Below are 3185 nucleotides of genomic sequence, written 5' to 3' on the forward strand. Positions count from 1 at the left end.
AAGGATGTTGAAGGATCAGCAAAATAGATCTTCTTTCGATTCGACAAACTATGCGGACGAGGCGTCAGTCAATTCTAGGATGTAACCAATGCCTCGGATGGTCTTGATCCGTGGCGTTGCACCTGATCTGGTCAGATGTCCCCGTAAACGATAAATTCCGACTTCAAGCGCGTTGGCAGACACGTCGTCGTTGAATGAATAGAGGTGATCTTCCAATTGCGCACGGGGCACGATGCGGCCTGCCCGGTTAAGCAGGTGCTCTAGAACACAGAGTTCGCGACGTGCGATCATCATTGGGTGCCCATCAACGAAAACCTGGCGGGCGACCGGATCAAAGTCGAGATTGCCAAATACGAGCCTCAGGTCGGTCATCTGTGTCGCCCGGCGCAGAATGGCTCTCATTCTGGCAATAAGCTCATCGGTAGAGATGGGTTTGAGCAGAAAGTCGTCCGCACCACCGTTGAAGATCGCAATTCGCTTATCGAGATCGTTAAGGCTGCTCATAATGACGGCAGGAACTGAATGCCCGTGGGTCCTCAACTGCCTCAGCCAACCCAAGCCATCGCCATCTGGCAGAGCCAATTCCAGCAGGAGAATTTCATAGCTGGCGCAAGAAAATGCACTCGAAGCCAGTTCCAGAGTACCAACGACATCAACGACGAAGCCGCCATCCCCGAGCGCAAGTCGCATGGCGCGCGCAAGATCCGCATGATGATCCACGAGCAGCGTTCGCATTTCATCTCCTCTCGAAGAGGGACGGCCCATCGAACGCGTCACCGGCGGCCATCTGATCGGAGCACACGGCGCGCAACTCGTCGCAGCTCTCGGAACTGGTCCGAGTCGGAGGGACATGCAAGTCGCTCGGTGGCAATAGGCGCGGGTGAGGACCAACTGACGGGCTCAAATACGCCGGTCGGCGAACCCACGAGGCCAGCAACCCGCGTGCGATTTCTCGTTGCATCATCTCTCCTACGTGCAGCCCCTGCGCTCGCAAGGCAGCGTCGCGGCTCAGAGCCCGATTCCCACAGAGGGTAGGGTTAGCTTTCGAGAAACTGATTGAACAAATCGATTATTTGGATCGAATGCATCCACGGTATGGATGCAGCGCACCATCTTCAACGACTGCGGCGTCCTGATGCACTGTTGTGTCTGTCGTGCTCTGCTTTTTTCGCTGTCCTTCAAGGCTGGCGAGCCTGGTGGAACCTGCGCGTCATTGGCTTGGTAGCTTGAATGCTCAACAACGGAGCGCCCTGCGCAAAGCCGCTCTCATTTCCAAAAAGCCTTGCAATCTGGTTGGAGCACTTCGCGCTCGACACCAAAATAGGCGAGGAAAACTGACGTCTGACAGGGATGTACATGCAACAGCCGATTTGCGGCACCAGCAAACGACCGCGTTCAGGCTGAAGATCGACGACCAACGGCTCCTCGATTTCCGCACCGACCGCTTTTACAAGCTCTTCCTGTGCGGGCGGATGCCGGCAAACAGCAGCACAGGGTCAGCGAAACCGGGAGCGGGCCTGCTTGATCGCCATGATCACATTGCCGCTGTCGCGCGTGCGGAGCGGAATGCAATCGGTCCAGCCGGCGGCAATCCGGTCAGCACTATCGTCTGCACGAAGCTCCCTGACGAAGACGTGCCCGAATGCGCTCAACAAAGCCGGGCGGCGGATCTTTCCAATCGCCGAAGGTGCGGGCTGGCACCGAGCGGCGAACTGCGAACTCATTCCTGCCCGGCGGCGCTGGCCGCCGCGAGCGTCGATGCGGACCCAGCCGCCCCGAATCCTCCCACAACACGATGAGCGCGTCGCGGACATCGCTGCCGTAACAGCGGCTGCGGCTCTTGCCCGCAGACGGCCTCTGCTCACGACGGTTCATAAGACGGATCGCGCGCTTGCGAATAATAGCCGGTTACCGCCTCGAACTCATCCAGAATGCGCCGCTTGTCAACGCCGCAATAAAGCTCCACGATCGCCGCTTCACCGTGTCGCCATGCTGAGCCGCGCCATCCTTCCCCCGAACCGGAATGGCACGACCTGTCCATCCCCTTTGGAACAGGACACTATTGGTAACATTTTGCTTGAGGCAATGCGGCTCGTTGCCTTCCTTTTCGCTGACCGGAAGGGTACCGGAAGTCGTCTATCGCATCTTACCCGCTGAAAGCGGCAACACCTCGACCTCAATCGCAGATCATAGGAAATAGACGATCGCGTCGGGGCCTCAGCATCGGTTCACCGGGTTTCCGTCATCGACTGAAGCGAATTGCCCCATCGACCGTCACCGGGTGGGCCGCGATACGTCGCCGTATATGATTAGCGAGCGCACGTAGCGGAGCCATAGCTCTCCACCCAGCCATGTTCCCCTAGTTGGAAAATGTCCGGCGGACCAGAGGTGCTGTCGTCAGCTTTTCCTGAATAGCGGCCAAGGCAATCCCTACCAGTCCATCACCACCTTGCCGGAACTGCCGCTCTTCATCGCATCGAAACCGATCTGAAAATCGTCGATGCCGATGCGGTGGGTGATCAGGCCGGAGACATCCAGCGGGCCCTGCACCAGCGCGATCATCTTGTACCAGGTCTCGAACATCTCGCGGCCATAGATGCCCTTGAGATGCAGCATCTTGAAAATGACCTTGTTCCAGTCGATCTCGAAGCCGGTCGGCGCGATGCCTAAAATGGCGATCTTGCCGCCATTGTTCATGGCATCGATCATGTCGCGGAAAGCGGGGGCGGCGCCTGACATTTCGAGCCCGACGTCGAACCCCTCGGTCATGCCGAGCACCGGCATGACGTCGCGCAGCTTCTCCTTCGAGGCGTCGACGACATGCTGGACGCCGAGTTTCTTGGCTAGCGCCAGCCGCACCGGGTTGATGTCAGTGATGACCACTTTGCGCGCGCCGACGCATTGGGCGACGAGCGCGCCCATGATGCCGATCGGCCCGGCGCCAGTCACCAGCACGTCCTCGCCGACCAGATCGAAGGACAATGCGGTGTGGACGGCATTGCCCAAGGGATCGAAGATCGCGGCAATCTCATCGGGCACATCGTCGGGGATCGGCACAACATTGTGCTGCGGGATCGCCAGATACTCGCCGAAGGCGCCTGGACGGTTGACGCCGACGCCGAGTGTGTTGCGGCACAGATGCCCTCGCCCGGCGCGACAGTTGCGGCAATGGCCGCAGACGATGT

Annotated in this window: 3 protein-coding genes; 1 reads left to right on the top strand and 2 read right to left on the bottom strand. The window is 59.0% G+C overall.

What is annotated here, in order from left to right:
- Window positions 1-48 precede the first annotated feature (48 nt).
- On the bottom strand, window positions 49-735 hold the full coding sequence (locus tag EN964_RS29935; RefSeq protein ID WP_063169262.1) for a response regulator transcription factor: 687 nt from the start codon (window positions 733-735) through the stop codon (window positions 49-51).
- Between the two features lie 635 nt (window positions 736-1370).
- On the opposite strand from EN964_RS29935, the gene EN964_RS39470 reads away from it, so the two are divergent.
- Window positions 1371-1799 (top strand): hypothetical protein, encoded by a 429-nt coding sequence (locus tag EN964_RS39470; protein WP_164749419.1) that lies wholly within the window; start codon window positions 1371-1373, stop codon window positions 1797-1799.
- Window positions 1800-2430: 631 nt separating this feature from the next.
- Here EN964_RS39470 and tdh read toward each other — a convergent pair.
- Window positions 2431-3185: L-threonine 3-dehydrogenase (gene tdh / locus EN964_RS29945; protein ID WP_127277103.1), on the bottom strand; the 755-nt coding region annotated here is incomplete at its 5' end.

Origin of the sequence: Mesorhizobium sp. M7A.F.Ca.CA.001.10.2.1 (genome assembly GCF_003998575.1) — a bacterium.
Taxonomy (GTDB): Bacteria; Pseudomonadota; Alphaproteobacteria; order Rhizobiales; family Rhizobiaceae; genus Mesorhizobium.